The organism is Vibrio sp. 10N.261.51.C6 (assembly GCF_041471785.1).
In the GTDB taxonomy this organism is placed as follows: Bacteria; Pseudomonadota; Gammaproteobacteria; order Enterobacterales; family Vibrionaceae; genus Vibrio; species Vibrio crassostreae_C.
The window spans coordinates 1-22218 of the sequence record NZ_JBFRPB010000051.1; the positions used below are offsets into that span (position 1 = coordinate 1).

At 44.5% G+C, this 22218-nt stretch carries 17 protein-coding genes; 6 read left to right on the forward strand and 11 right to left on the reverse strand.

What is annotated here, in order from left to right; all coding sequences use genetic code 11:
* Positions 1-193 precede the first annotated feature (193 nt).
* Complete coding sequence (locus AB4375_RS13640) at positions 194-598, forward strand: hypothetical protein (protein ID WP_017069043.1); 405 nt, start codon at positions 194-196, stop codon at positions 596-598.
* Between the two features lie 92 nt (positions 599-690).
* Here the strand turns inward: AB4375_RS13640 and AB4375_RS13645 are convergent, their stop codons facing one another.
* Positions 691-1284 (reverse strand): outer membrane beta-barrel protein, encoded by a 594-nt coding sequence (locus AB4375_RS13645; protein ID WP_017067207.1) that lies wholly within the window; start codon positions 1282-1284, stop codon positions 691-693.
* 145 nt (positions 1285-1429) lie between these two features.
* Between AB4375_RS13645 and AB4375_RS13650 the strand changes: the two genes are divergently transcribed.
* Together AB4375_RS13650 and AB4375_RS13655 are read left to right on the forward strand one after the other, a co-directional pair.
* Positions 1430-1519 carry a YnhF family membrane protein gene (locus tag AB4375_RS13650; protein WP_100214626.1) on the forward strand — a complete coding sequence of 30 codons (90 nt, stop codon included), beginning with the start codon at positions 1430-1432 and terminating at the stop codon, positions 1517-1519.
* Between the two features lie 41 nt (positions 1520-1560).
* Positions 1561-2775: a patatin family protein gene (locus AB4375_RS13655; protein ID WP_017069044.1), complete on the forward strand. Its 1215-nt coding sequence runs from the start codon at positions 1561-1563 to the stop codon at positions 2773-2775.
* Positions 2776-2934: 159 nt separating this feature from the next.
* On the opposite strand, the gene pyk is transcribed toward AB4375_RS13655, so the two are convergent.
* Entirely contained in the window at positions 2935-4383 is a 1449-nt protein-coding gene (gene pyk, locus AB4375_RS13660) for a pyruvate kinase (RefSeq protein ID WP_017069045.1), read from the reverse strand.
* Between the two features lie 319 nt (positions 4384-4702).
* Here pyk and AB4375_RS13665 point away from each other — a divergent pair, with 319 nt between their 5' ends.
* Both AB4375_RS13665 and AB4375_RS13670 read left to right on the forward strand, forming a co-directional pair.
* Complete coding sequence (locus tag AB4375_RS13665; protein ID WP_017062140.1) at positions 4703-5920, forward strand: ROK family protein; 1218 nt, start codon at positions 4703-4705, stop codon at positions 5918-5920.
* A 168-nt stretch (positions 5921-6088) separates the two neighbouring features.
* On the forward strand, positions 6089-7030 hold the full coding sequence (locus tag AB4375_RS13670) for a chemotaxis protein CheV (RefSeq protein WP_017062139.1): 942 nt from the start codon (positions 6089-6091) through the stop codon (positions 7028-7030).
* 333 nt (positions 7031-7363) lie between these two features.
* On the opposite strand, the gene AB4375_RS13675 is transcribed toward AB4375_RS13670, so the two are convergent.
* From AB4375_RS13675 to AB4375_RS13690, 4 genes are all read right to left on the reverse strand, one after another.
* Positions 7364-10456, reverse strand: coding sequence for an error-prone DNA polymerase (locus AB4375_RS13675; protein ID WP_372051805.1), 3093 nt, complete (start codon positions 10454-10456; stop codon positions 7364-7366).
* Between the two features lie 113 nt (positions 10457-10569).
* Entirely contained in the window at positions 10570-12039 is a 1470-nt protein-coding gene (locus tag AB4375_RS13680) for a DNA polymerase Y family protein (RefSeq protein ID WP_372051806.1), read from the reverse strand.
* 3 nt (positions 12040-12042) lie between these two features.
* Positions 12043-12750, reverse strand: a complete 708-nt coding sequence (imuA, locus tag AB4375_RS13685) for a translesion DNA synthesis-associated protein ImuA (RefSeq protein ID WP_372051808.1) — start codon at positions 12748-12750, stop codon at positions 12043-12045.
* A 318-nt stretch (positions 12751-13068) separates the two neighbouring features.
* Entirely contained in the window at positions 13069-13809 is a 741-nt protein-coding gene (locus AB4375_RS13690; protein ID WP_017062135.1) for a YciK family oxidoreductase, read from the reverse strand.
* A gap of 137 nt (positions 13810-13946) precedes the next feature.
* On the opposite strand from AB4375_RS13690, the gene sohB reads away from it, so the two are divergent.
* Positions 13947-15014 carry a protease SohB gene (gene sohB / locus AB4375_RS13695; RefSeq protein ID WP_181360070.1) on the forward strand — a complete coding sequence of 356 codons (1068 nt, stop codon included), beginning with the start codon at positions 13947-13949 and terminating at the stop codon, positions 15012-15014.
* Between the two features lie 185 nt (positions 15015-15199).
* Here sohB and AB4375_RS13700 read toward each other — a convergent pair whose 3' ends face one another.
* The 5 genes from AB4375_RS13700 to pflA form a co-directional block, all read right to left on the reverse strand.
* Complete coding sequence (locus AB4375_RS13700; RefSeq protein ID WP_017062134.1) at positions 15200-16762, reverse strand: SpoVR family protein; 1563 nt, start codon at positions 16760-16762, stop codon at positions 15200-15202.
* A gap of 11 nt (positions 16763-16773) precedes the next feature.
* Positions 16774-18045, reverse strand: coding sequence for a YeaH/YhbH family protein (locus AB4375_RS13705; protein WP_372051809.1), 1272 nt, complete (start codon positions 18043-18045; stop codon positions 16774-16776).
* A 127-nt stretch (positions 18046-18172) separates the two neighbouring features.
* Positions 18173-20107 carry a PrkA family serine protein kinase gene (locus tag AB4375_RS13710; protein WP_017062132.1) on the reverse strand — a complete coding sequence of 645 codons (1935 nt, stop codon included), beginning with the start codon at positions 20105-20107 and terminating at the stop codon, positions 18173-18175.
* Between the two features lie 543 nt (positions 20108-20650).
* The gene (locus AB4375_RS13715) at positions 20651-21151 is read right to left on the reverse strand and encodes a YfbU family protein (RefSeq protein WP_017070032.1); all 501 of its coding nucleotides are present in this window, start codon (positions 21149-21151) and stop codon (positions 20651-20653) included.
* 224 nt (positions 21152-21375) lie between these two features.
* Positions 21376-22116, reverse strand: a complete 741-nt coding sequence (gene pflA / locus AB4375_RS13720) for a pyruvate formate lyase 1-activating protein (RefSeq protein ID WP_010437353.1) — start codon at positions 22114-22116, stop codon at positions 21376-21378.
* Positions 22117-22218: the final 102 nt, after the last annotated feature.

Sequence of the window (22218 nt, forward strand, 5' to 3'; positions counted from 1 at the left end):
CCTCCTCCTACTCGATTCTGCTCTATGAAAGATCTATTGTGCTTAATCTCCATTAACTCAGATACTTATCATTCAACTCGATCAGTTGATGGTTGCTCTTAAATTTTTCGTGTCTTTTATCTTTTACCTAGCGATGACACCTTTCGTTATTATTCCAGTAAACTACCGCTTTTAAACACAGTCTGAGAATATTATGAAACATCGTTACTTGATCGGCCTTATGTGCTGCAGCGGAGCCTCGTTTGCTCACGCTTCTGAAGCTCCAGCTTTGGAAGTTGGACTTGCCGTTGACCAAGACCTGAGTGTCGTTGTGGAATTTGATCAGAAATACCGTGCTACGATTGGCAATGACGGCGCTGCCTTTGATTACATTTTGAAGCGTGGTCAGTTCGAGACTGAAGCTCCGTTGAGCTGGTACGTCGGTGCTGGTGCTTGGGCTGAATGGAATGACGACTTTGGCTTACGCTTGCCGTTAGGCGTGAAAGTGAATTTCTACGAAGGTTGGAATGCTTACGCTCAAGTTCACCCTGAACTCGATATGTATAAAGGTGTTGAGTTGCAAGTGGGCGGCGCTTTAGGTGTTACCTATAAGTTCTAACCTGAACTAAAACCGTTTTAATAATGAAAAAACCAGCATTTAGCTGGTTTTTTAGTTTGGGCCGATCTTATATCTTTGCTTCATTGAGCCGCTTAGAAAGTAAAACTCAGTCCGACATTGGCTTGGAATTGGTTCATCCAGTCGGTATCAAAGCGAATGATGCACTCTTGCCCGTTATTTGGGATATTACAAACACCGGAGGTATCGTTGTCGACAACCGTGCCTAACCAACGTACTTGTGTGTTCAACGCTAGTCGGTCACTAAATTTGTACTCTAAGCCACCAAAGATAGAAGTTGAGAATCCATACTTATCTTTTGCCCAGTCTACATCGACGTAAGAAGCACCCAGGCCTAGCCCTAGATAACCCGACAACACAGGCGAAGCAGGGTAGTAGATGCTGCTTTGAAGGTGCAGGTATTGGATGGAGGAGCTTAGGTTAAGCGTTTCTAATTCCGAGCTCTGATTGGAGTAGAAGAAGCCGATGCGTCCTTTTTCAAGTGGCGTTTCAATGGCAAAGGTGTAATTTTCAGAGCCTTTCATGTCATAGGTTTTACCGTCCTGGTCTTCGACACTGCCACCGCCGGTATAACCTACCATAGGTGTAATGATGATCTCCGGCGAAGCATACGCGCTTGAAACGGAGAGAAGCGTAATCAGTGCCATCATATTTGCTTTGTTATTCATGAGTATATCCTTATCCATACACTTACTAATTGTGATGGTTACATCAATATTGTGCGACTAATTTCGACGATTCTTGAAGATACTTCACACACCTGATAGTACTTAAATAGAGACTCGACAAATTAATAATAAACCAGAGGTGTCTATGGACCATAATCTGAAAAATGCCCTACAAATTACCGTGTTTATCTACATGATCATTCTTTCATTTGGCTTTATTGCGATTGGTAGTTAATACCATCTATTGCGAGGCTGAGTTTTGATACTCAGGGAATAATGAATAGTGGGATTATAACCAATATTGATACAGCAATAGACTTGGATTATTACGCTAAGTTTATTGCTGGAAAAACAGCACTGGTCGCTCAAGGTGGCGGACAGAGAAGTATTTTTACTTCTGGAGTGCTGGATGCCTTTCTTCTCTCAAATTTTGACCCCTTCGACGAATTTTTTGGTACCTCAGCAGGTGCTCTCAACTTATGTGCTTATCTGTGCCGTGATAAAGGCCTTGGACGTTCTTTTGTTCTCGACCTCACAACCTCACCAGAGTTCTTCAATCTCTTTTCCTATATACGACACAGAAAGAACCTAGGATTAGAATGGGCGCTAGAACAAATCATGGCTTACCCATATAAGCTCGATCTGGATTTAGGGCGACAAACGCTAGGCGATCGCCACTTCTATGCGGCTGTAACGGATTCCAAAGACTTACGAGACCACTACTTCCCATTATTGGGCGAAGATTGGTACAAGGTGATGATTGCGACCTGTGCTATTCCTCGCTTGTACAATGACGAAGTCTTTATTGGTGACAGTGCTTATGTGGACGGTGGTGTATCGGCGTGTATCCCAGTTCAGGAAGCGTGGCGAAGACAAGCTCGTTCTATTGTGGTGATTCGTACTGAGCCAGTGGTGGAGGAAGGTAATACCCATTTGGTTGAAGCACCAGTTAAAGGATCTTCAGTCAAAGCGCCTAAACCTATATCTGCAGAAGAACTGGAGTGGTTCCGCGAATCTTTCGACACTGTTCAAGGCCATTGGCAACAGAAAGTGGAACAGTGGAAAACCGACTGGACCTCTTTCTTCCAACAACAAATTATGCGCTCAAAAGAGCAGAAGCGTGACCGTGGGCATTTAGACCTGCTGAACGGTGGTCGCTGGCTATTTGGTGCAGATGATATTTATCGCTTAAGTCATTTAATCGGAGATAAGTTTGATTCAGGGTTGGCTGACATGCTGATGGTGCATTATCAGACCTACTCATTGACTCAGGATTTTTTGAATTCGCCACCAGACGACGCGTTTGTGGTTCAGATAGCACCTAGTCAAACGCTTAAATCGAGCTCATTAATGAGTCATAAAGATGATTTACTGCATGATTACGAATTGGGTTTAGAAGCCGGTTACCGATTTGTGGAGACCTATACCTCAACGGAAAACGCTCGCAACTCGCATATGCCACAGTTAGCCACCATTGCTGCGGGTAACTAATTCCCGAAGTTGATGAGCTAGCATGCTGTGAGCTCGTTATGCTGTTTAAGCAGATTTTAGTGAGTCGTGTTCTGAAATGAAAAAGGGTTATTGAACTTGGTTCGATAACCCTTTTAAGTTTTTGAGATTAGGCGAATCGTTTCGCCTTAAGGTCAAATATTAGGTGACAGGCAAGATTCTCATACAGTTGGTTGACCCTGCTACATCCATAATGTCGCCTTGAGTGACGATCACTAGGTCACCAAACTTAAGGTGTCCTTTCTCTTTCAAGCAAGTGAGTGTAGATAGTGCAATGTCAAAGCTGTCTTCGGCTTCTGTCTCGAAGTAGATTGGTGTCACACCTCGGTATAAGGTACAGCGATTAAGCGTTCCTTCGTTACGAGACAGCGCGTAGATCGGCATGTCGGCACTCAGGCGAGACATCATCAGTGCGGTGCGGCCTGACTCGGTGAGAGTGACAACGCCTTTAATGCCTTCCATATGGTTTGCAGAGTAGATGGTCGCCATCGAAACGGTTTCTTCGGCAGTAACAAAGGTGCGGTCAATACGGTAATTGGATTGGTTATTAATGCCTGCCATTTTTTCCGCACCAATACAGACTTCAGCCATCGATTTTACGGTTTCGACTGGGTAGTCACCAGCTGCAGTTTCACCAGACAGCATCACAGCATCGGTGCCATCGAGTACGGCGTTGGCAACATCCATAACTTCGGCACGGGTTGGCATTGGCGCAGAAATCATTGATTCCATCATCTGAGTTGCGGTGATGATAGTTCGGTTAAGCGCTCTGGCACGGCGTATAAGCTGTTTTTGTACTCCGACTAACTCAGGGTCGCCAATTTCCACTCCGAGGTCACCACGAGCCACCATGACCACATCTGAGGCCATTATGATGTCATCCATGTTCTCAACTGTAGCTACTGTCTCTGCTCGCTCCACTTTTGCGACGAGGTGAGCTTCTAAGCCGGCTTCTCGTGCAAGCTGACGAGCATAGTGCATGTCTTCACCATTACGAGGGAAAGACACCGCTAGGTAATCCACTTTGATTTGTGCGGCGGTGACGATGTCGCGCTTGTCTTTTTCTGTTAGCGCTTCTGCGGAAAGGCCACCCCCTTTTTTGTTGATGCCTTTGTTATTTGAGAGTGGGCCGCCAATGATGACTTCGGTATGAACGCGACAGCCTTCCACTTTGGTTACTTTGAGTTGAACACGACCATCGTCAAGCAACAGTATATCGCCGGCGGATACGTCGTTAGGCAGTTCTTTGTAATCAAGGCCAACGGCTTTTTGATTGCCTTCACCTAAACCTAGGCTGCTGTCGAGAGTAAATAGGTCACCTACGGCAAGTTGAATTTTGCCATCTTTGAATGTCGACACACGAATCTTGGGACCTTGTAAGTCTCCGAGAATGGCGATTTGAGTACCGTGTCTTTTTGCTATTGCTCTGACTTTTTCTGCGCGTTGTATATGGTCGTCGCTGGTGCCGTGAGAGAAGTTCATACGAACAATATTGGCACCGGCTTTGATGATCTCTTCAAGCACGTTACCTTTATCAGTAGAAGGGCCTAGCGTTGTGACGATTTTCGTTTTTCTTAATTCGGCTGTCATGAATACTCCTAGAGTGAGGCCAAGTAATCTTTTAAAAGACTGAATTAAGTATATGCATTAATTGATAATTTATTGGGAGCTAGGAGGATATTTCTTGATTTGCCTTTAATTATTGAATTCAGGGCTCAAACGCGATGTTTTATTCTGAAAATTAAGTCGCAAATTATCGATGTGGGTGTTAATTTTCCTCGAACTATTTGACTCGATACACAAAGATTCATGTATATACGTGATACTGGTCACGGCGATATACCAAGTGACTTCACAATTACTTCGCAAAGTAAAAAAATTACCTCGTTGATGATTTCTGGAGCGTAAAATGTACATGGCTCAACCGGGCCATATTGATCATATCAAACAGGTCAATGCTGGTCGTGTATATAAACTAATTGACCTTAAAGGTCCTATTTCTCGTATCGATCTGTCCAAGCAAAGTGAGTTGGCTCCGGCGAGTATTACTAAAATTACCCGTGAACTCATTGAAGCTCACCTTATTCACGAAACGACGGTTCAAGAAGCCACGACTCGTGGGCGTCCTGCTGTCGGTCTGCAAACTAATAACGAAGGTTGGCAATTTTTGTCGATGCGTCTTGGTCGCGGATACTTGACGATCGCGCTCCATGAATTGGGCGGCGACGTGCTTATCGATACCAAGATTGATATCCATGAACGTGATCAAGACGATGTGCTTGCGCGTCTTCTCCATGAAATCGATGAGTTCTTCCAAACCTATGCCGAGCAACTCGACAGGGTGACGAGTATCGCTATCACACTGCCAGGTCTGGTGAATTCAGAGCAAGGTATTGTGTTGCAGATGCCGCACTATAACGTTGAAAACTTAGCGTTGGGGCCGGAGATCTACAAAGAAACCGGTTTGCCAGTTTTTATTGCCAATGATACCCGAGCGTGGGCATTAGCAGAAAAGCTGTTTGGTAACTCACAAGACAACGACAACTCTGTTCTTATCTCGATTCACCACGGTTTAGGTGCCGGGATCATTCTTGATGGTCGCGTTCTGCAAGGACGTCACGGTAACATCGGTGAGTTGGGGCATATCCAGATCGACAAGGAAGGTAAGCTTTGCCACTGTGGTAATCGAGGCTGTTTAGAAACGGTGGCGAGTTCTCAGGCAATCCGTGAGCAAGTCAAAGAGCGATTGGTAAATGGTGAAGAATCAACGCTAACGGTGTTTGAAGACGTCACTATTGAACAGATCTGTGCTGCCGCTGCTAATGGGGATCCGCTGGCTGTCGAAGTGATTGAACAGTTAGGCCGTTATCTAGGTTCTGCGATTGCGATTGTGATTAACCTGTTCAACCCAGAGAAAATCTTGGTGGGTGGTGTTATCAATCAGGCGAAGAGCGTGTTATACCCGGCGATTCAAAAGTGTATCGAAGAGCAGAGTCTATCGGTTTACCATAAAGACTTAGAGCTGGTGGAATCTCGTTTTTATAAGCAGGCAACCATGCCAGGTGCTGCGCTCATCAAGCAGGCCTTATACGATGGCCAACTGTTAATGAAAGTTATTGAAGGTTAACCCCTTTTTCTCGTCTTGTAGCCTTACCTTGAACCTTTCCATGTACTTAAGCTTTGTATAACATCATTTGTTGTACTTAGTTTAAGCATTCTGTGCATTGGCGCTTTGCTTTAACCTATTGAAGTAGGCTATTGTAGCCACAGTTATTATTTGTCACTAAGGTGTTGTATGTCTGGCGTTTTAAATTCGGTTGATCAGAGAACCAAACTGGTCGGTGAAAACCGTCTGGAACTCTTGTTATTCAGCTTAAATAGTCGTCAACTATTTGCGATTAACGTATTTAAAGTGAAAGAAGTCCTCAAAGTGCCAGTACTCACTCGCTTACCGGGCTCTCATCATCATATTACGGGTGTTGCGTCTTTACGTGGTGAATCGGTGCCTGTTATCGATTTACGCAGTGCCATTGGCTTTCCGCCATCTCGTGCGGAGTCTCAAGAGAGCAACCTGATTATTACGGAATACAACCGAACCGTACAAGGTTTCTTGGTTGGGCAAGTTCGTAATATCGTGAACACGACATGGACAGAAATCCAGCCGCCGCCAAAGACAACAGGTCGTGCAAACTACCTAACCGCTATTACGCATATTCAAGAAGAAGAGCAGCACAAGATCGTCGAGATCATCGATGTTGAGAAAGTGTTGGCTGAGATCATTGATTACGATGTCTCGATCTCTGAAGGCGTTTTAGATGAACAATTAGCTCAGGAGATGATAGGACGTAACGTGCTTATCGTTGATGACTCTTCAACAGCGCGTAACCAGATCAAAGGCACCTTGTCGCAGTTGGGTTTGAACATTATTGAGTGTTGTGATGGCTTAGAAGCACTGACCTTACTTAAGGGCTGGTGTGATGAAGGCAAAGACATCAATCAAGAAATATTGTTGATGATCACCGATGCTGAAATGCCTGAAATGGACGGCTACAAGCTGACACACGAAGTACGTACTGACCCAAGAATGCATGACCTATTCATCACGCTAAATACTTCATTAAGTGGAAGTTTTAATGAAGCTATGGTTGAGAAAGTAGGGTGTAACCGCTTTATTTCTAAGTTCCAGCCAGACCTCTTGGTTGAAGTGACTCAAGAGCGAATGCGTCAGATTTTATAATTAATGCTGCTGTACGGTTTGTTTTGAGTGACCTTATAGAAAACGCTTGCGAATATTCACGCAGCATATTTTTCTTAACGAAATATGCTCAACTACTAGCGTAATTTTTCACACACAATCTAAGGTAGTTCCTCTTAATGATATGGTTAACGTCTAAAGTCGTCATGACTTTGAGCTTATTACTGTATAGGGAATTTAAGAAAAGACGTACGGAAGCTGAAGTTGAGTCATAACTCAACAACTGGAATTGAAGGGAAGCGGATGCTTCCCTTTTTCGTTTTTCTTTCTCTCTTTTCTTTAGCCAATGATCGATTGAGAACAGTTGGTACTTCGCTAATGAAAATCCCGAGATTTGGTTTTCAAGCCAACAATTTCATCGGTAATATCGATAAGTTTTCCCGCGATAACATGCACGACTTCACCTTCTTTTTCTAATATCCCTTGTACTTTTAACGCTTTGGCTGTGAGATAAGCTTGCTGTTGAGCGCGTGCGGTTGCTCCCCATACCACGACATTAATATTGCCAGTGCTATCTTCCAGCGTAACAAAGGTGACACCTGCCGCGGTGCCGGGAGATTGTTTACCTGTGACTAATCCGACAACGGTGACCATAGATTTGTGTCTTTGTTGTATTAAATCTTTCATGTGTGTGAATCGACCTAATCGTCCCGCTTCTTCGAGCAAAGTGATTGGATGCTTGTTCAGTGAAACTCCGACACTGGTGAAGTCTTCGAGTAGATCTTGCATTTCGTTGGGCTTGTGCAGTGTGTGTTCGCCATGCTCATCCTCAGTATCGTCATAGACCTGGCTAAACAGAGGTAGATCAGACGCGGAATCCATTATCGCCCAGCGAGTTTGGAAGCGGTCTCCAGAGACGTTATGTAGCGCATTGGCCGATGCCAGTAGCTCGATATCTTTCTTATTCATCGATAACTGTTTCACCTGGCTAGGGTGGCGATAACCGGATGGTGGACGATTGGCGATCACGCTTTGAATCCCATGCTCGCTGAACCCTTTGATTTGTCGCAGCCCTAAGCGAATCGCTAGACCATTCTGATGAGAGACAACCGTGTGGTCGTTTTGAGAAGCGTTCACACATACCGGAAGTATCACCACATTATGTCGCTGTGCATCTTGTACCAACTGTGATGGGCTATAAAAGCCCATGGGTTGGCTGTTCAACAAAGAAGCGTAGAAACATTCAGGGTAGTAGCATTTCAACCAAGCTGAGCAATACGCTAACACCGCAAACGAAGCCGAGTGGCTTTCCGGAAATCCGTACTCGCCGAAGCCGCATATCTGTTTAAAGATCTGTTCGGCAAACTCTGTTTCATAGCCGCGCTTTTGCATTCCCTCGATGAGTTTGTTTTTAAACTTAAAGACGTTGCCATTTTTCTTCCAAGCGGCCATTGCGCGTCTGAGTTGATCTGCTTCACCACCAGTGAACCCTGCAGCCACCATCGCGAGTTTAATCACTTGCTCTTGGAAGATAGGTACACCTAAGGTACGCGACAGTACTGATTCCACGTCTTTAGATGGATAACTGATTGGCTCAATGCCATCTCGACGCTTGAGAAACGGATGCACCATATCACCCTGAATAGGGCCTGGGCGTACGATAGCGATTTGAATCACCAAGTCGTAATAAGTCTTCGGTTTAAGCCTTGGCAGCATGCTCATTTGTGCGCGTGACTCAATTTGGAATATCCCGACTGTGTCTGCTCGCTGAATCATGCCGTAAACCTGAGGATCGTCCTTAAGGCGAGTGATCTCAGCAATGGTCAGTGATCGCCCGTGAATACGTTTGATCAGGTCGAAACATTTACGAATCGCAGAGAGCATACCCAACGCGAGCACATCAACTTTCAGCAAGCCTAAGGTTTCTAGATCATCCTTATCCCATTGGATAATGGTTCGATCGTGCATTGCTGCATTTTCGACGGGAACCAGCTCATACAAAGGCCCTGAGGATATGACAAAGCCACCGACATGTTGAGATAAGTGACGTGGGAAGCCGATAATCTCATTAACCAAGTGGATAAACTGCTGCCCCTTCAAAGAATCAGGTTGTAGCCCTAATTGAGTGAGCTGAGCCTGCCAACCTAAGCTTTTGTCCCTACGGTTGGTGTTCTTGATGAAGTAATCAAGTTGGGTTTCCTGTAGTCCTAACGCTTTACCGACATCTCTTACTGCACTTTTGAAGCGATATGAAATGACCGTTGCGGCAAGCGCAGCCCGTTCTCTACCGTATTTTTTATAGATGTATTGGATGACTTCTTCACGACGTTCGTGTTCAAAATCGACATCAATATCAGGCGGCTCATCGCGCTCTTTACTGATGAAACGCTCAAACAGCACCGAGATCTGTCTTGGGTCGACAGAGGTGATTTCTAAGCAGTAACAGACCACGGAATTGGCCGCTGAACCTCGACCTTGGTAAAGAATGCCTTGGCTTTTGGCAAACATCACGATGTCATGAATGGTGAGAAAAAAGAAAGGGTAGTCAAGCTCGCCAATTAATCCCAATTCTTTATCTATGATTTGTTGGATGTCGTTAGGTACACCTTGTGGGAAGCGAGTCTGTTTTCCTGTTTCGACCAACATGCGCAGATAACTCATGGGTGTCTCCCCTTGAGGAATCAGCTCACTGGGATATTCGTATCGCAAGCTATTTAAATCAAATTCACACAGCTCAGCGATACGGTTGCTCTCTTCTAGCCACTCCGCTTTGAAGATATGAGAGAGCTTATTGATACTCCGTAAACAGCGCTCGGCATTAGCGAGTAAGTGACTGCCCACTTCGGTAATGGGCTTTTGGTACTTTATCGCAGTGAGTGAGTGCTGTAAGGGTAAGCGGTTAGCATTGTGCATTAGCACGCCACCACAAGCTGTTATCGGCAGTTGATGATGTTGTGACAGCTCAACGCAGTAATCTGTGTACTGCTGGTCGGTTTGCTTTAGGTGTCTTTGTAAGCCGATCCAAAGCCGACCTGAATGGTGCTGGGAGAGCCATTTCCCCCAATGCGCGTCTTCATTTTTCTGTTGAGGAAGCCAAAGAATAAAGCAGTGCTTAGCCGACATGATATCCCACTCAGAGAGCTGATAATGTCCCTTACTGCTACGACGTCTCGCGTTGGTAATAATACGGCACAGCTCGGCGTAGGCTTGTCTGTTTGGGCATATCAAGACCACTTGGCACTCTTCATTTAGCCAAAACATGCTCCCGACAATTTGCTTGAGTGACAGTTTATGTTGCTTGATTGCAGAGTGAACCTTAACGATGCCCGCGACTGAGCACTCATCAGTAACCGCGAGTGCTTTGTAACGTAAGAAGTCGGCCTGTAAAACAAGCTCTTCCGCATGCGAAGCTCCCTCTAGAAAGGAGTAATTACTTTGACAGAAAAGCTCTGAGTATTGCTGAGACATAACGTAATCTCACTTAACCATTGCGAGTGAACATGATTGAAAAGGGACGCTGAAATTGAATAAGTAGAACGGAGGAGCTAACAAAGTTTCTTGCTGACTTACGTTCTTACCGACTAGCTAAATAAGCCGTGCAAAAACCACTGTTTATCTGGCGTTTTAAATATCCAGAGCCACCGACCGTTTTCGCTGTGAGCAATAAAGTAGTCACGAATGACCTTCTCTCCGTCCCACCAGCCAGACACAATGCGCTCTGGGCCTTGAGATAAGGTGACGCTTTCGGTTAAGGCTTCGGGCTCTGGCAGTAAAATACTGGGCCTGAGCCGCTGTTGAACGACGCTGAGAGCTGTGGTTTGTTGCTCGCTCCTTGAGGGCGCTTGCCTTTTTGTCACAGACTTACTCAGTGTTGGGAGCGAATACTGATTGGCCTTTTCTGGCCTTGGGTCGTGCTGTATTTTTGGTGTTTGAATACAGGCTTGTCCAAGCTTTGCTTGCAGTAGTGAGAGCAAATCTAACGCGGCAAGTGTTCCGGTATTACCATCAAAAAGATCATGGTAGGCCATTTGGGGTTCTCCATGACGAACCAAGCTGAGGGTCAGTCCTTGAACCGGTGCGGTGAGCTTGAGTGACTCTAAGGTGAGATGAGTAAGGTTCGCCCATTTTTCAGCAAGGTAATCACCTTGTGCCGAATAAAAAGAGACAGGGTGATCGTCTTTATCTCTTAGGTGTAAAGTCAGAGTTAACTCGAAAGCCACTCGATCGCGTAGCTTCAAAAAACATTCGAGTTGATTCAGTAATTTCAGCAACGGCTTTTCGATAAATAGGATGCTTTCAATATCAAACAATAGCTCCAAATATTGCTGGAAATTCTCTGGTGGATGATAGAAATCAATCGGGTGCTTGAACTGGCCGTTAAGGCGACCGACATAATTCACCAAGTCGATATCAAAGCGGCGTGCGACCTCTTGCAAAGGCAGCTTTAATAAGTCTTCAACGGTATTGATACCGACACGGTTCAGGCGTTCCACTTGCTTTGTCGGTAGCTCACTGGAAATTAATGCTTGTTGATTGACCCAAGTTTTCATCTGCTCAATATTGTTTGTTGCTTGGTTGATCGCTTGCTTACCCAAAAGGATCGCAGAAAGCGGCGAATAACCCGTAGCGAAGCTGAACTGGATATTGAGCGTTTCTAAGTGGCTTTTGAGCTCATGCCAGTAGTTATCTAGCCCGTCGTAAAGTGACAGCATGTTAGAGGCTTTAATCAACAAACCATTAGGTGGCAATAACGCCATGTCGGAAGTGACCAGATACGCCCATTGAGCGATCTCTTTAAGCTTACTTTTCTCCAGTTCAATACTGTAAGGGTGGACGTGTAAGTTGTGACACAGCGCCGCCGCAGATCCTAAGCCCGTACCAAGTGAAATTCCCGATTGCAACGCAACTGGGTTTGCTTGCAGTACTCGGTGATCTTTTTCATCCACGATGATAATGGGTTGTTCGCGTGAGTCTTCGCTCGAACCCAATTCATTAGAGTTAAACAAGGTATCCAACTGCAGGGACGGAAAGTGCAGATAAAGCCACAACATACGCTAGCCTTGCTTCGCAATAGGAAAAGCCAGCACAGTGTTACCTGACAAAGCACGATCTAAATTGTCTTCATGAATGACGTTCTCTGTGAGTAACGGCCAGTTGTGTGTCATGTCTAGAATAAAGCCGCCATACGACCAACTGCCTTTTCTTTTTGTTACCTCTACCTTCAATCCTTGGGCGTGAGAAGACAGCTTCATGCTTAAAGAAACGGGTAGGGATAGTTGATTATGGCTGGTGGCTTTAAAGTGAAACTGCAGGCACTTACCGGTTTCGCTTGCTGCTTGTAAGCGCTTGGTTTGGTGTATTTCTAGATCGGCTCCCCATAGCAATACAGAGTGACAAGCACCGCTTTTGAGGCACTGCTCAGCCGCCCACAACGCATCGAGATCGCGTTGAGGCTGGATAACGAGAATGTTTTCTAATTCAATGCCTTGGCTGTTAAAAAACTCAGCACAGATCTTCCCTGGCGGGTTAATGAATATGGCCAGTTTTTGCGAGTTTTGTTGAGATAAATAGGGCGTCAGTAGGCGAAGCTCGCCGATCCCTTGTTGTGATTCAACTTCAATAACGCCGTGCGTCGGGAAGCCGCCATCAAGCTGTTTATCCAGTTGAGGATAGCCTGTTGAAGTGGTGCTTCCTTGCGTTGTTGATTGTAACCCTTTCCAGATTAGCTGGCGGTCTTGTAAGTTTTTTATTAGTTCATGCATAATTAAATACCTGTATATTTATACAGTATATTTAACAATGGAAAAGATGCAAAGCAAAATGACGAAAATTAGGGGAATAATACCAATCACAGTAAGTAAGTGATCATAAATAGCGCAGGAAAAATGCTTGAGAACAAGGCAGAAATTTTCGATAAGTAGTTATTCTACAATCAAAATTTCTAACGCCGTTATCGAGTGTTTTAACAAGCTAGGATGACCAGTTATTTACTACGATTGGTATCAGTGTTAGTTGATTGATTTAGATACAAAAAAAGCCGCTATGGAAGCGACTTTTTACTATTGGTCAATGATATCAAGTTACTTAGGTTGAGCATCGATACATTGGCCATTAATGTCTGTCACACTTGGGTTCATTAAGTGTAGGTACAGTGGGATGATGTCGAGTGGCGTTTTTAGCTTATTCGCATCTTCTCCTGGGTACGCTTTTGCACGCATACGTGTTTGAGTGCCGCCTGGATTGATTGCGTTAACACGGATGTTCGTGTCTTCAAGCTCGTCCGCTAGGATCTGCATCATACCTTCGGTAGCAAACTTAGAAATTGCGTAAGTGCCCCAGAATGCACGACCAGAGTGACCAACCGTTGAAGAGGTAAATACGATACGACCTGCTTCTGCTTTTTTAAGTGCAGGTAGCAGAGCTTGAGTCATCAAGAACTCAGACTTCACATTGATCTGCATAACATCATCAAAGGTTTCTTCATCAATCTGCTCAAACGGGCTCAGAGTGCCAAGAACGCCAGCATTATGAAGTAGACCGTCTAAACGACCGAACTGTGATTGAATGGTTTCAGCCATATCAACGTAGTTCTGCTTTGTCGCACCTTTTAAATCCAATGGGATAATCGCAGGTTGTGGGTAACCAGCGCTTTCGATTTCATCGTAAATGAATTCAAGGTTTTTAACATTGCGGCCTAACAGAATGACAGTTGCACCATGTTGAGCGAAGCTTAGTGCTGCTTGGCGACCAATGCCAGCACCGGCACCTGTAACCAAAATTACTTTATCTTTGAGGGCATCTGTAGAGATTGGGTAATCCACTGTGCTTATCCTTCTTTCTTTTATTATGTTCGTCATTCCATTGATGTTTAATCACACAGATAACCGCAGGAATGATGAGAAATTCTTGGTAATCGTGACAAGATGGTTACAATACACTAATTCATACAATAGGGGATATGACATTGGAATTTTTGTTGGACTACGGCTTGTTTTTAGCCAAGATTGCGACCGTTGTAATCGCCATCATCGCAATTTTAGTGATTGCTAAATCTGTGGGTGGGAAATCAAGCGCGATTAAAGGTGAGCTGGAAATCACGAACCTATCTGAACATCATAAACAGACGATTGAACAACTAGAGCACCATCTACACGATGATGCTTTCATCAAAGCCCGTGATAAAGCAGAAAAGAAAGCGGAAAAAGAGAAAGTAAAATCACGCGGTAAAGAAGTGAAGAAAGCAGCGAAAGAGGGTGAGCTTGATAGTAAGCGTGAACCACATCTATTCGTTCTTGATTTTAACGGCAGCATTGATGCGAAAGAAGTGGCTTCATTACGTGAAGAGGTAACGGCGGTTCTGGCTGTGGCTCGTGAAGGTGATGAAGTATTGCTGAAACTTGAGTCTGGCGGTGGCATGGTTCACGGCTATGGTTTAGCGTCTTCTCAACTTGATCGTATCAAAGCGGCAGGTTTGCCTCTGACTATCTCGGTAGACAAAGTGGCGGCAAGCGGCGGTTACATGATGGCATGTATCGCAGACAAAATTGTATCTGCACCGTTTGCTATTGTTGGCTCTATTGGTGTTATCGCTCAACTGCCAAACTTCAACAAACTACTTAAAAAGCACGATATTGAGTTCGAGCAGCTAACGGCGGGTGAGTACAAACGCACGCTTACTATGTTTGGTGAGAACAGCGATAAAGCACGTGAGAAGTTTAAAGAAGAGCTAGAAGAGACACATGGCCTATTCAAAAACTTCATCCGTGACCATCGTCCTGCGTTAGATCTTGAAAAAGTAGCAACGGGTGAACATTGGTTTGGTACACAAGCACATGAACTTGGACTGGTGGATGAGATCAGCACTTCTGATGACTTAGTCGTAGCGGCATGTAAGGACAAAACGGTTCTAGCGATCCACTACGTACAGAAGAAAAAGCTTTCAGACAAACTAGCGGGCGTGGCAGGTAAATCTGCAGACAGCGTGTTGATGAAGCTGATTGAACGCGGTCAAAAGCCGATTGTTTAAGCTTATTGAGTTCTAGTTCTAGGCTTGGTGCCTTACGTTCATTTACAGACGTTTGAGCCTTAAAAAGAAAGCGCATAAGTCATCAGACTTATGCGTTTTTTTATTGCTCCACTTCCGAGCGGGTGACCACTATGTTGTAGGGGGAGCGGAGTTTTATACCAAACACTGACTTACTGTGATTGATATTAAATCTTGGCTCCATAATCATTACGTTTTGGACAAGTAGTCAGAATCTCTCTATGACCCGTGTCTTTGAGCTCTTCCAAAATCACATCAAAGCCCCACAAGCGATAGAGATGCTTCATCACTTCGTCGTAGCCTTTATCAAGCGGGATGCGGTCGTGAGGCACATATTGCAGTGTCATTGAGCGGTCACCACGAACATCGACATTAAACACCTGAATGTTTGGTTCAAGGTTACTTAGGTTGTATTGCGCCGCAAGCTTCTCACGAATCAGGCGATAGCCCGGATCATCATGAATAGCACTCACCTCAATGGTATTTTTACGGTCGTCGTCGAGTACAGAGAACAGCTTAAAGTCTCGAATGATTTTTGGAGAAAGGTATTGGCTGATGAAACTTTCATCTTTGAAGTTGTGCATCGCAAAGTGCACCGCTTCTAACCAATCACTTCCGGCTAACTCAGGGAACCACTCTCTATCTTCATCGGTTGGCTCTTCACAGATGCGTCGGATGTCTCTAAACATCGCAAAGCCAAGCGCATAAGGGTTTATCCCGCTGAAATAAGGACTGTTGTAGGCAGGTTGTGCGACGACACTGGTATGGCTGTGTAGGAATTCTAAGATGAACTTATCACTCACCAAGCCTTCGTCGTAAAGGTGGTTAAGAATGGTGTAATGCCAGAAGGTTGCCCAGCCTTCGTTCATCACTTGAGTTTGTTTTTGAGGGTAGAAGTATTGGCTCACTTTGCGAACGATGCGAACACACTCTCGTTGCCAAGGTTCAAGCAGTGGTGCGTTCTTCTCGATAAAGTAGAGAATGTTTTCTTGAGGCTCGCTAGGAAAGCGGATCTTGGTCTCTTCTTCCTTACTTTTATTTTGAGGAACGGTTCGCCATAGCTCATTCACTTGAGATTGCAGATAAGCTTCGCGTTCTTCTTGTCTTGCTGTCTCTTCTGCAATGGAAATCTTCTCAGGGCGTTTGTATCGGTCTACGCCGTAATTCATCAGTGCGTGACAAGAATCAAGGAGCTGCTCGACTTCAGCAACACCATATTTCTCTTCACAACCACTGATGTACTTCTTAGCAAACAACAAGTAATCGATGATGGAACTGGCATCGGTCCATGTTTGGAACAGGTAGTTGCCTTTAAAGAAAGAGTTGTGGCCATAACAAGCGTGAGCCATTACCAGCGCCTGCATTGTGACCGTGTTCTCTTCCATCAGGTAAGCGATACACGGATCGGAGTTGATTACGATTTCGTATGCCAAGCCCATTTGGCCATGCTTGTAGTTTTGCTCGGTTTGAATGAATTTCTTACCAAAAGACCAGTGGTTGTAATTGATAGGCATACCAATGCTCGAGTAGGCATCCATCATCTGTTCTGAAGTAATCACTTCAATCTGGTTTGGGTAAGTATCTAAACGGTAATGCTGCGCAACACGTTTGATTTCTACGTGGTATTTCTCCAAGAGGTTGAACGTCCAATCTGGACCATCAGGCAGCATCTTGTCGTTTTTCTTTTTTGCAGCTTTGTTTTTCTCTGCAACGTTTGATTTCGCTGTCATGGCAAACTCCCTTACACTGTCTCTTTCTGGAACAGTTCTCTAAACACAGGAAAAATATCATCCACCGTTTTAATGTTTTTCATGGCGAAGTTGTCAAAGCTACTCTCGAGTTTTTCGTATTCGTGCCAAAGTGTTTGATGAGAGCGGCGTGTTATTTCGATGTAAGAGTAATATTGGCAAGTTGGCAGAAGCGTATTGACCAGTAACTCTTTACAGCGAGGAGAGTCATCAGCCCAGTTATCGCCATCAGAGGCTTGTGCTGCATAGATGTTCCACTCATTAGCAGGGTAGCGGTCTGCGACAATTTCCTTCATCAGTTTCAGTGCGCTTGAAACAATGGTGCCACCCGTTTCTTGTGAGTAGAAAAACTCATGTTCGTCGACCTCTTTAGCCTGAGTATGGTGACGAATAAACACAACATCGACGTTTTCGTAGGTGCGATTTAAGAACAGATACAGAAGAACATAAAAGCGCTTCGCAATATCTTTTGTGGCCTGATCCATAGAGCCCGATACATCCATTAGACAGAACATCACGGCTTGGCTAGATGGAATAGGGCGCTTCTCGTAGTTTTTAAAACGTAAGTCGAAGGTGTCAATGAACGGCACGCTTTCAATCTTTTTACGTAACTCGGCAATCTCTTCTTTGAGGCGACCTTCCTCAAAAGGTTGTGCCGGCTCCGTCATTTTAACTTGGTCAAGCTGTTCCATCAGTAGGTTAAGCTCGCGTTTTTTACCTGCTGTCATCGCGGTTCTACGAGCCAGAGATTGCTGTAGTGAACGAACGATAGCGATGTTGGATGGAATCCCCGCGCTTTGGTAACCAGAGCGGTGAGTTTTCCATTCGGTGATTTTGTTGACCTGATTTTTCTCTAGATTAGGTAGAGCTAAATCTTCAAAGAGAATATCAAGATACTCATCTTTTGAAATTTGGAAGGTAAATTCATCTTGGCCTTCGCCATCAGGGCTTGCGTCGCCTTGGCCTGAGCCACCACCTTGACCACCACCTTTAGGGCGTTCGATTTTATCGCCAGTGATGAACTGATCATTACCTGGGTGAACGCGCTCTCTTACGCCGCCTTGACCTTGGTGAAAGTTCGGCTCTTTGATGTCTTTATGGGGAATAGTGACGTCTTCACCTGTTTCTGTATTGGTGATTGAGCGTCGGTTAACTGCATCGGCCACAGATTCTTTGATTTGCTCTTTATGGCGTCGTAAGAAACGCTGTCTATTCACAGCACTCTTATTTTTGCCATTGAGCCTCCGATCGATAAATTGTGCCATAAGAACTCCCTCTCAGCTGATGTCGCGATCCTACTTTTTATTCGGGTATAAGAGTTATTGATTTACTAAGGTATAAAAGTTATTGGTTTATACGAGCTGCTCAGTTGAGCAGCTCAATACCGTTTAGTTATGAGGATTTACGAACTCTTAGGTACCACTCAGATAGCAGTCTCACTTGCTTCTCGGTGTAGCCTTTTTCCATCATACGAGCAACGAAGTCGTCATGTTTTTTCTGATCATCCGTTGAGGTCTTAGCATTGAACGAAATAACAGGAAGTAGCTCTTCTGTGTTAGAGAACATTTTCTTCTCAATCACAGTGCGCAGTTTCTCGTAGCTCGTCCACACTGGGTTTTGACCGTTATTGTTGGCTTTGGCACGAAGCACAAAGTTCACAATCTCATTTCGGAAGTCTTTAGGGTTACTGATACCGGCTGTCTTCTCGATTTTCTCTAGTTCACCATTCAGAGAAGCACGGTCAAATAGTTGGCCTGTTTCTGGGTCGCGGTACTCTTGGTCTTGAATCCAGAAATCTGCGTAGGTGACATAGCGGTCGAAGATATTCTGACCGTACTCAGAGTAAGACTCTAGATAAGCGGTTTGAATTTCTTTACCGATGAACTCTACGTAGCGTGGCACTAGGTATCCTTTCAAGAACTCTAGGTACTTCTCGGCGGTCTCTTGAGGGAACTGCTCCCGTTCGATTTGCTGCTCAATAACGTAGAACAGGTGCACTGGGTTCGCGGCCACTTCGGCTTGGTCGAAGTTAAACACACGAGACAGGATCTTAAAGGCGAAACGCGTTGATAGCCCAGACATGCCTTCGTCAACGCCAGCATAATCTCGGTACTCTTGGTAGCTCTTCGCTTTTGGATCGGTGTCTTTTAGAGTCTCACCATCGTAAACACGCATCTTAGAGAATAGAGATGAGTTTTCAGGCTCTTTTAGTCTCGAAAGAATGCTGAATTGCGATAGCAGATCGAGTGTGCTTGGTGAGCAAGGCGCTTGGGATAGCTCACTGTGCTCAAGCAGTTTCTTGTAGATCTTAACTTCTTCAGACACACGCAGACAGTAAGGGACTTTTACAATGTACACACGGTCGAGGAATGCTTCGTTGTTTTTGTTGTTACGGAAGGTCTGCCACTCAGATTCGTTCGAGTGAGCGAGAATCATACCGTCAAATGGCAGTGCAGAAAGCCCTTCGGTACCGTTGAAGTTACCTTCTTGTGTTGCCGTAAGCAGAGGGTGTAATACTTTGATTGGCGCTTTGAACATCTCCACGAATTCCATCACACCTTGGTTGGCTTTACAAAGCGCACCAGAGTAGCTGTAGGCATCAGGATCATCTTGAGAGAAGTGTTCAAGTTTACGAATATCAACTTTACCAACCAGAGACGAGATATCTTGGTTGTTTTCATCACCTGGCTCCGTTTTCGCGATCGCAACTTGATCGAGAATAGAAGGGCGCAGTTTGATGACTTTGAATTTGGAAATATCACCGCCAAAATCGTGTAGACGTTTCGCTGCCCACGGAGACATAATTGAGCGAAGATAGCGTTTCTCAATGCCATATTCGTTCTTCAATAAGTCGCCGTCTTCGTTAACGTCGAATAGACAGAATGGGTGATCGTTTACTGGGCTTCGTTCACCGTCAGCAGACAATACATAGATTGGTAGTTTCTGCATCAGGGCTTTGAGTTTTTCAGCGAGAGAAGATTTACCACCGCCCACAGGGCCAAGTAGGTAAAGGATTTGTTTACGTTCTTCTAAACCTTGCGCAGCATGTTTTAAGTAAGAAACAATCTGTTCAATCGCATCTTCCATACCGTAGAAATCTTTAAATTCGCTGTAGCGTGAGATGACACGGTTCGAGAAAATACGACTCAGTTGAGGGTCTTGAGCAGTGTCAATAACCTCTGGTTCGCCAATGGCTAGTAATAAGCGCTCGGCAGCATTAGCGTAAGCACTTTTATCGTCTTTACACAGCCCTAAGAACTCCTGCAATGTCAGCTCTTCTTCCTTGGCTGCTTCATAACGTGATTGATAGTGGTCAAAGATACTCATAGTCACATTCCCCTTGTTAACCAGTCAAAACTGACGAGCGATTGAAAAATAGGCTCTCCCTACATTTTAAGGTTAGACCCGCTTCCACAATTTTGCTTAACAATTATGTATTTATTTACAATTTTGCGTGTGAAAAACGTGGCGAGCGCAATAGGCAACTTGAGGCGCGTAGAATCAAATTATTTTCCATTCGAGGGGATCTGGTCGTTTGTTTTGAGATTTTAGGTTGCTTAATAATACCCGTGCTGGATTTATGTATGCTAGATACATAGCCGAGCCTTATTGATAATCTTGCATGATGAACGGTCTAATGCGCTTGGCTATCAGAAAATAACAAGAGAATGTGAGAATGGTTTATCAAAAAAGTCGTTATTGATTCTCATTATGTTTGAAATGGTAAATTGATACTCTAGAAGGTTACTGCGTTATTTGACGCTGCTTGCGTTTTCTAGTTCAAGTGATTCGAATAAAAAAAGGGTTACTCATGATGAGTAACCCTTTTTCTTGAAACTTTTTAAAAGTTATCGCTGATCTATTAACGAATTAAGCGCTAAAGATTTGAGATAGCTCTGTCGCACATAGGTGGTACTGACGAGGGCAGTTGCGCCATGTTGTTAGCATGCGACGGTACTTCTCTAGCATTGGCATCTGGCTATTGAAGTGGTGATCGGCTTTGTCGAATTGAGGGTAAAGACCTTCAGAATCAACAAGGAAACGCACGTAGTGTACGATCTGCGCTTCAGAAGCGATATCAAAACCTAAGAACTGCAGGCGACGTTGGTCTACTTCAGCACGCTCTTGCTCTGCAAGCATTTTGTTCGACTCTTGCATTGCATGGTACATCTCCATGATGTCGATAATTTCGCGACATTCTGCTTCAGTCAAACAACCAAACTCTTTGTTAAGCTCACGCATTTGGAGTTCGTAACCACGTTCTACAATCGTTTGTAGACGCTGGTATTTCGCCGAGTTCTCAGGGTTCATTTGAGACATTAGGTAGTATTGATTTGATAGAATTAGACGCTGAGCATTGGTCATTTCCATGGGATGAGCCTCACTAAAAAACTAAATGTTATATTCTTTTGTTGCAGTAAGAGTAACAGCATTCCTACGCGTGGAAACATGATCTCAACACGGATTTAATATGATTTTTTTAATTGATAAACAAAAGTTGTAAAGAAAAGTGAAAGGATAGTTAGCGCTAGAAAAGAAAACGCCCCAATCGAAATTGAGGCGTTTAAAATAGAGGTTGAGCATCGTCTGCAGTATTAGTATTTTACGTTTGAATGATACTGGCTAAGAACAGCAACAATCTCATCCATTTTCTCTTTGCTTGGCGGATTTGTACCTTCAAGAGGGTAGTCAAAACCAAGTGCTTCCCACTTATGTGCACCCAGCTTATGGTATGGAAGCAGCTCTACTTTCTCGATGTTATCCATGTCTTTGATGAATTCACCTAGCAGATGAGCATCTTCAGGCGTGTCCGTGTAGCCAGGGACAATCACATAACGAATCCACGTTTTCTTACCGATTTTGTGTAGGTAGCGCGCAAAATCCAGAGTACGTCTGTTTGATACACCAATGAAATCGTGGTGAATCTCATCTCGCATGTGCTTAAGATCCAACATAACTAGATCAGAGGCTTCTAGGACTTCATCAACCACTTCAGTGTGCTTACGAATGTAGCCATTAGTATCAAGACAAGTGTGGATGCCTTCAGCTTGAGCTGCGCGGAAAAAGTCACGAACAAACTCAGGTTGTAGCATCGCTTCACCACCAGAACAGGTGATACCACCGCCCGATGCTTTCATGAAATGACGGTATGATTTTGCTTCGTTGATGATCTCTTCGACCGTTACTTCCTTTCCGTCATGAAGATCCCATGTATCACGGTTATGACAGTACATACAACGCATTAAGCAGCCTTGAAGAAACACAATAAAGCGGATACCAGGGCCATCGACAGTACCACAAGATTCGAATGAGTGAATGCGACCAGTTGTAGACATGAGCTATTCTCGTAGAGGAATTTATACCGTTTATTTTATTACAAAAACGGTACATAAAATAGGGTCAAATGGTAACGAGACCTTTAAAAATAAAGGCAACCA